General features: G+C 74.0%; 5 protein-coding genes, 2 pseudogenes and 1 riboswitch. Of the genes and pseudogenes, 5 read left to right on the forward strand and 2 right to left on the reverse strand.

Annotated elements, in window-relative coordinates; all coding sequences use genetic code 11:
• Window positions 1-289, reverse strand: a pseudogene (locus BI06_RS08785) (hypothetical protein); the annotation flags it as partial.
• 184 nt (window positions 290-473) lie between these two features.
• Window positions 474-623: riboswitch (TPP riboswitch) on the forward strand.
• On the opposite strand from BI06_RS08785, the gene BI06_RS08790 reads away from it, so the two are divergent.
• The 4 genes from BI06_RS08790 (at window position 616) to BI06_RS08805 (ending at window position 5,323) form a co-directional block, all read left to right on the forward strand.
• Complete coding sequence (locus BI06_RS08790; protein ID WP_051740527.1) at window positions 616-2,007, forward strand: cytosine permease; 1,392 nt, start codon at window positions 616-618, stop codon at window positions 2,005-2,007. It overlaps the preceding riboswitch by 8 nt.
• Before the next feature lie 316 nt (window positions 2,008-2,323).
• The gene (locus BI06_RS08795) at window positions 2,324-3,181 is read left to right on the forward strand and encodes a glycerophosphodiester phosphodiesterase family protein (protein ID WP_233290075.1); all 858 of its coding nucleotides are present in this window, start codon (window positions 2,324-2,326) and stop codon (window positions 3,179-3,181) included.
• A gap of 546 nt (window positions 3,182-3,727) precedes the next feature.
• Entirely contained in the window at window positions 3,728-4,147 is a 420-nt protein-coding gene (locus tag BI06_RS08800) for a hypothetical protein (protein WP_323182153.1), read from the forward strand.
• 189 nt (window positions 4,148-4,336) lie between these two features.
• Window positions 4,337-5,323: a DUF5926 family protein gene (locus BI06_RS08805; protein WP_030392540.1), complete on the forward strand. Its 987-nt coding sequence runs from the start codon at window positions 4,337-4,339 to the stop codon at window positions 5,321-5,323.
• 281 nt (window positions 5,324-5,604) lie between these two features.
• On the opposite strand, the gene BI06_RS08810 is transcribed toward BI06_RS08805, so the two are convergent.
• Window positions 5,605-6,261 carry a bifunctional DNA primase/polymerase gene (locus tag BI06_RS08810; protein WP_030392539.1) on the reverse strand — a complete coding sequence of 219 codons (657 nt, stop codon included), beginning with the start codon at window positions 6,259-6,261 and terminating at the stop codon, window positions 5,605-5,607.
• A gap of 712 nt (window positions 6,262-6,973) precedes the next feature.
• Here BI06_RS08810 and BI06_RS50460 point away from each other — a divergent pair.
• A pseudogene (locus BI06_RS50460) lies at window positions 6,974-7,264 on the forward strand (hypothetical protein); the annotation flags it as partial.

A 7,264-nucleotide genomic window follows, 5' to 3' on the forward strand; every position in this document is an offset into this window, starting at 1 on the left:
CGTCCAGGTAGCCGGGCTCGACGGCCAGGGGTGCGGCGGGTGCGGCGGGCGCCGGCACCGGGGCCGGCGGGGCCGCCGGCTCGGGGGCGGTCAGCTTGCCGAACGCCACGGTGGGCGTGAACCCGCCGGAACCCCCCTCGGCGGCCGGAGTCGACTGCTCCGCCGCGGGGGACGGGCCGGCCGCATTCTGCTGCGCCGGACCGTCAGCAGGGGAACCCACCACCCCCTGGCCGCCGGAGGGCTGCTCCCCCTGCGGCCCGGTGGACCCAACCTCGCGCTCGGTGCTCACGGACGACCTCCATCGCTGACAGGACCAACAACCATAGTTTTTCGCACACTCGATTCGATTGCCGTAAGGAGCCTTCTGAAGAACTCATAAGAATCCTTAGCCCGACCAGACGGACGCCCCGAGCGCCGCCCGCCCGACCCCCTGGCCTTGGCGTTCCTCCCCGTGCCCGCTAGCCTGTCGCTCCGAACTGACACGCGGGAGCTTGGACCCACCAGGCTGAGAGTGCGCCGGTCGACCGTACGCCACGGGATCCGTGGACGGACCGTCGAGGGGGCGCAGACCGCCGGAACCTGTCCGGGTAATGCCGGCGTAGGGAGATATCGGCCATGCCGCCTGCCTCGACGTCCTCGTCGTCCCCGTCCTCGGCCACCGCCGTCCTGGAGCCCCCGGCCCGGGTCGAGGCGCCGCTGGTGCTCGACACCGAGCCGCCCCGCACCCTCCGCTTCCGCGACCACTTCGCGCTCTGGATGAACCTCGGCGTCTCGCTGATCGGCTTCACCACCGCCGCGACCGTGCTCGGCGCCAAGGGCAGCGAGCTGTCGCTGGCCGCCGCCGTGACCGCGATCGTGGCCGGCACCGTGGTCGGCACCGCGATGCTCGGGGTCGCCGCGCTGATCGGCGCCCGCACCGGCGCGCCCGCCATGGCGACCCTGCGCGGACTGTTCGGCACCCGGCTGTCCTACGTGCCGACGGTGCTCAACATCGTCCAGTGCATCGGCTGGGGCGTGTACGAGCTGCTGACGATCGCGCTCGGCGCGCAGACCGTCGTCGGCACCGAGGGCTACCGCTGGCTCTTCGTCGTGCTGGCCGGCGCGATCACCACCGCGCTGACCATCTGGCCGCTGGGCGCGATCGCCGTACTGCGTCGCTTCGTCGCCGTCGCGGTGGCGGTCGCGATGGTGTACTTCACCGTCCAGCTCGGCCGCAACGGCGTCGCCGACCCGGGTGCGGGCAACTGGCACGGCTTCCTGCGGGCGACGGACGCGATGATCGCGGTGTCCATCTCCTTCGTCCCGCTCGCCGCCGACTACACCCGGCACTCGCGCACCCCGCGCTCGGCGTTCTGGGGCAGCTTCTCCGGCTACACGGTGGCGCAGGTCTGGTGCTACGTGCTCGGCCTGATGGCGCTGCTGCAGGCGGACGGCGACCCCGAGCGGATCTTCGACTCCTTCCTCGGCGTCTGGGCGGGCTGGCTGTTCCTGCTGGTGCTGGTGCTGCGCGAGACCGACCAGTCCTTCGCGAACGTCTACTCGACCGCGATGTCGATCCACAACCTGCTGCCGAAGGTCGACCGCCGGCTGCTCACGGGCGGCACCGGCGCGCTGATCACCGTGCTCGCGCTGCAGATCACCGCGTTCACCGACTCGTACTACGCCTTCCTGGGGCTGATCGGCTCGGTCTTCGTGCCGATGTTCGCGGTGCTGGCGGTCGACTACTTCCTCGGCGCCGGGCGGCGCGGCTGGGACCTCTCGGACGGGGCGCCGTCCCGCTGGCTGATGCTGCTGCCGTGGGCGCTGGGCTTCGCGGTCTACCAGCTGATCGCGCCGACCGCGGTGGCCGGCTGGTGGACGGACTTCTGGACGTCCGCGCAGGAGCTGCTGCACTTCACCCCGCAGGAGTGGACCTCGGCCTCGCTGTTCGGCTTCCTGGTGCCCGCGCTGGCGACCTGGGCGCTCACCCCGTTCACCCGGGGCCGGGCCGCCGCCGACGCGCGCTGATCCGGACGGCCCGGGGCCTCCGGGACGAGGGGCCGCCGGAATGCCCGCGGAATGCCCGTGGAATTCCGGCGGAACGCCCACGGAACACCGGTGGAACGCCGCTCGGAACGTCTGCGGAGCACCGGCCGTGGACCGGCGGCGCACCGGCGCCGGATCGGCGGCGCACCGCCCGCGGCACCGGCCGCAGTACCGGCCGCAGTACCGGCCACCGCACCGTCCGGAACGACCCCGACCGCGCGAGGGAGTGACGAAGTCGGCCCTCCGGGTTGGGGCCGGCGTCGCCCCGGCGTCACTTCCGCCGCCTATCGTGGAGGGCGTGACCAGCCCTGATGTCTCGCCCGTGACGGCCCGCACCACCCGGCCCGTCCAGGTGATCGCCCACCGCGGTTCCTCGCACGCCCTGCCCGAACACACCCTCGCCGCCTACCGCAGGGCGCTCTCCGAGGGCGCCGACGCACTGGAGTGCGACGTCCGGGTGACCGCCGACGGACAGCTGGTCTGTGTGCACGACCGGCGGATCGGCCGGGTCTCGGACGGCCGGGGCACGGTCTCCGCGATGACGCTCGCCGAGCTGGAGGCGCACGACTTCGGCGCCTGGAAGACCGGCAGGCCCAGCGAGGACCCGGAGCTGCGCGGCGTGCTGCGGCTGGAGAGCCTGCTGGAGCTGGCCGTGGACTCCGGGCGGCCGGTGGACCTCGCGATCGAGACCAAGCACCCGGTGCGGTTCCGCGGCCGGGTGGAGTCCGAGCTGCTGCGGATGCTGGACCGGTTCGGCATCGGCGGCGCGTCCGGGCGCCGGGGCGCCGATCCGGCGGAGACCGGCGCGGGCCACGGCGTCAACGCCCGGATCATGAGCTTCTCCTCCGTCGCGCTGGCCCGGGTGGCGGCCGCGGCGCCGCAGTACCCGAGGGTGTTCCTGTTCGAGCGCGGCCTGGTGCTGCGCGGGCGGCTGCGCCCCGGTGCGCCGCTGCCGGGCGGGGCGCGGATCGCCGGACCGGGCATGGACCTGGTGCGGGCCCGGCCGGGGCTGGTGACCAGGCTGGTCGAGCTGGGCCACCAGGTGCACGTGTGGACGGTCGACGAGCCGGCCGACGTCGAGCTGTGCCTGGAGCTCGGGGTGTCGGCGATCATCACCAACCGCCCGGCGGAGGTCCTGGCCCAGCTCGGCCGGTGACGGCACGCGGCCCCGCGGCGTGCGGTGCCGTTCCGCGCCGTGTGTGCCGAGCCGTTCGTTGCCGAGCCGTTCCTTGTCGGGCCGCGTCGTGCCATGTTGGTCCGTGCTGTGTCGTGCCGTGTCGCACGGGCATCCCGTGAAGCCGTGGTGAACCGTTCAACCACCGTGACAAGCTGACCGTCTTGGTAGGGACTCAAACCTTTCGGCAACGATTTCTGCCGCAATTCATACAGTTTCACGACTGAGGGTGAGCACGGAATCACTTGTCGCGCACCCTCGGTACACCGGCCTGAAATGACCGCGCAGGATCGCCGCGCGGTCGTTTCCGACGTATTGCCAAGGGGCATCCATCCCTCGGCATACGCTGAAGGAGGTCCGGGGGTGGCGTTGATGGTGGCGCGTGAAGTGCCGACTTCATCGACCATGGCAGTGCCGCACGGCCCATCGAGTGTCGGGGTCGCACGGCGCCGACTGCGTCGAGATCTGGGAGACCGGGAGATACCGCAACCGGTCATTGATGATGCTGTTCTGATCCTTTCCGAGCTTTTGAGCAACGCCTGTCGCTACGCCCGGCCGCTCGGGCCGCTGCCGGCCCTCGGCCGGGGTGCCCGCGCCGAGGCGGCCGAACCGCTGCTGGTCGGCGGACCGTCCCGGGCCGTCGGCCCGGCGGCTCCCGCCGCCGCCCCGGGCGAGCCCGACGAGGACGCCGGCGGCGTACTGGTCCGCTGGCAGATGCACGCCGACGGGGTGCTCACCCTGGAGGTGACCGACGGCGGGTCGCCGACCCGGCCGTCGCCGTCCAGCCCCTCGCTGACCTCGCACGGCGGCCGCGGGCTGAGCATCGTGGACCAGTTGGCGAGCGACTGGGGCGTGCGCGACGCCCCGGGCGAGGTGACGGTGTGGGCGGCCCTGCCGGCCCGGGCCCGGCACGCCCGGCGGACGGCCGGCGGACACCGGGAGGCCTGAGGCCGACGGACGACACCGGACGGCACCGGACCGCGCGGACGCCCGCCGCGCGCCCGGCCGTGCGCCCGGCAGCCGGTCGGCCGCAGCCCGGCGGCGGGCCGTGCCCGCGCCCCGGTGCGCGCCACACTCCGGGAGAACGTCAGTAGGCTGCCCGGAGCACAACACCACCGTTCCCGGGAGAGCCGCACCATGGGCAAGAAGGCCGCCAAGAAGGCGCCGCAGCGCAGCCAGTCCACCCCCGCCGTCACGGGCGACATCCCCGTGGTCGGGGCCCGCGAGGACTGCCCCTGCGGCTCGGGCCGCCGCTACAAGGCCTGCCACGGCCGCGAGGCCTCGCACGCGGTCCAGGAGCTCGTGCACCGCCCGTTCGAGGGCCTGGCCGGCGAGGCGGACTGGGTGGCGCTGCGCGAGCTGGTGCCCGCCGCCACCGTGCCGCTGACGCTGGCCGCCGGGGTCGCCGAGAGCGCCAACGGCGAGGTCCCGTCGGTCACCCTGGCCACCGTGCTGCCGCTGGCCTGGCCCGCGCTGCGCCGCCAGGACGGCTCGATCCTGCTGGGCCTGCAGACCCAGTCCTCCTCCGGCGACCTGAGCCGCGACCTCGGCGACGCCCTGGAGCTGGCCCTGGCCGCCGAGCCGGGCTCGCCGGTGCCGGCCCGCCGGACCGTGCCGGGCGGCCGCCGCCTGCAGGACCTGCTGGACCCCGCCGCCGCCTTCGAGCCGGCCGTGCACACCGGCTTCGAGTTCTGGCTGGAGGACGCCGAGACCGCGACCGGTGAGGTGGCCGCCTCGCTGGAGCGCGCCAACGCCTCGGCGATCCCGACCGAGAAGCTGGCCGGCCTCGACTCGGCCTACTGGTGCGGCACCCCGGACAAGAACCACCTGCGCTGGGTGATGACCGTGCCGGAGGAGCAGCTGCTGGACGCGCTGGCCCGGCTGACCGCCGCCGAGAAGTCCTCGCTCGGCCCGGACACCCGTCTGGTCGGCTCGTTCCGGGCGCACGGCCTGACGGTGCCGGTCTGGGACCTGCCGGTCGACATGACCGCGGCCGACTGCGAGAAGCCGGCCGCCGAGTTCGCCGAGCTCCTCGCGGCGACGCTGGCCGACCCGGCTCCGCTGACCGCGGACGAGCGGCGGGCCCGCGCGAACCTGGTGAACCGTCAGGTCACCCTGAACTAAAGGCGGGTCGCAAGGAAGGCGGCCGCCCGCCCGTCCGACGTGATACGCGTCACATTGTCGCCCGTAACCCGCAATTTCCGGGCTGCGACGGCGTCTTGGAAATTGGCGCGGGCGCGGATCCTTGTTACTGTCTAAAGAGTCCGGTCGCTGGTGCATCCCCCGTCGCCAGCGGCCGGATCTTTTGTTTTTCCGAACATCCCACGCCAACGCGGGTCGGCCGTGCCCGATCGATACGCCGGACGCCCCGGTCGCACCGCGCGGGCAGCGGCCCGGCCGCGCCGTCAGTAGGCCGAGCGGCCGCTGTCCAGCTGGACCGCCGCGTCCACCAACTCGCCCAGCAGTGGACCGACCTGGGGCAGCCAGACGCCGCCGTCGGCGCCCTGACGGGGCGGCAGCACCCAGCGCACCCGGTCGCCGGCCCCGCCACCGGGCGGCAGCGGCAGGAATCCGCCACTCCCGTGGTAGCGCAACGATCCCGGCACCCAAGGGAGTTGAACGAGCATCTCGCCGAGCGCGTCGAGCGAGTAGGGGGCGACCAGCATCGCGTAGCGACCGGGCATCGCCAGCACCGGACCGAGCCGCAGCCGGAGCGCGGCCAGGTAGGCGAGCGCGCGGGCCCCGGCCGCCGCCGGCAGGCTGACCGCGGAGACCGTCCGGCCGGTCGCGACCAGCACCGGCGCGTCGGGGCAGCGCTGCTCCCACCACCAACGCACCATCCGGGCATCGGTGGTGGCCGCCAGCAGGGTCGGGTCGTGCGGATGGGCCCCCGGCACCGGGCAGTCCGGGTCGCCGCAGGAGCAGGCTCCGCCGGCGAGCAGGACGGTTCCGGGGACCACGGGCCAGCGGTGTTCGGTGGCTGCCGACAGGGCCCCGGCCAGCCGGGCCGCCCGGGCCGCCGACCGGTTCCTCGGGTCGTCGCGCAGTGGGTTGTCACGCATTGGCACCCGTTCCTTTCCGTGACCGCTCGAAGGCTCCGACCCGCGGCCGCCGGGCCGGCCGCCGCCACCGGCCGGGGACGCCGGACTGCCTGCGAACCGGACGGAGGGAACGGACCGGGAGCCGGGCCGGGGCCGAACGGCGGGCAGGGCGAGCGGCGGTGCGGACGGCGGTGCGAACTGCGGCGCGGGCCTGGAGCACGCGGTGGAGCACGATGTGAAAGGGCCGCGGAATAGAACAGCCCTTGGAACGAGAATCCCGTATGCGACCGGATGGACGCCGCCCGGGCGCGGTTGGTTCCACCGTACGAGTGAGTCGCTTCCGGCCGGCCCGGCCGGCCGGCGGTAAAGGCATACGATCCGGACGGCCGCCGGAACCGTCCCCTCGGTTCTGCCCGTTCACCGGCCGCTCCATGCCCGCCGGGCGGAGCCGTCGCGCCCCGCCGGACCGTGGCGCGACCGACCGGCGTGCGCGGAGCAGAACGCGCCCCCCGACCGGCCCCACCAGGCCCGGAACCGGTCACCAGCCTTGTCCTGACTCTGGACATGCCCCGAATGGCCTGTGTAGAAGTGGTGGCATTGCTGTCGATCAATGACGAGTAGTAGCGAATCGAGGCGAAACGCGCCCCTTTGGCCGTGCTCGCTCCAGAACGGCCGTTCCCGGGGGGTTCCGCATGATCCGCGTGACACGTACCACCGCGTCAGGAGTGGCGGCATGACCGAGTCCCCCCCACCGTCGGCGTCCTCCGAGCCGGTCGAGCCCGGCGGCACCAGCGGGCTCTCCGTCCTCGATCCGCCGGGCTTCCACGGCCCGGCCCCGGCCGCCGCCGGCCAGCCGTCCGCCGGACGGCCCGAGGGCACGGACCGCCGCCCCGAGGACGGCACCGGCGCGGCCCCGGCCCCCGGCGCCCCCGACCCCGCGGCTCCGGCCCCGACCGGCGTGCAGGACCGTTTGGCCGGACGGCTGTCCGATTTCGCCAGCCTGCACGAGCACACCGAGCGGCTC

Origin of the sequence: Kitasatospora sp. MBT66 (assembly GCF_000710405.2) — a bacterium.
Lineage (GTDB): Bacteria > Actinomycetota > Actinomycetes > Streptomycetales > Streptomycetaceae > Kitasatospora > Kitasatospora purpeofusca.

Coding starts and splice junctions, on each gene's coding strand:
- BI06_RS08805 (WP_030392540.1), top strand. CDS start 4,337: ATGGGCAAGAAGGCCGCCAAGAAGGCGCCGCAGCGCAGCCAGTCCACC.
- BI06_RS08810 (WP_030392539.1), bottom strand. CDS start 6,261: ATGCGTGACAACCCACTGCGCGACGACCCGAGGAACCGGTCGGCGGCC.
- BI06_RS08790 (WP_051740527.1), top strand. CDS start 616: ATGCCGCCTGCCTCGACGTCCTCGTCGTCCCCGTCCTCGGCCACCGCC.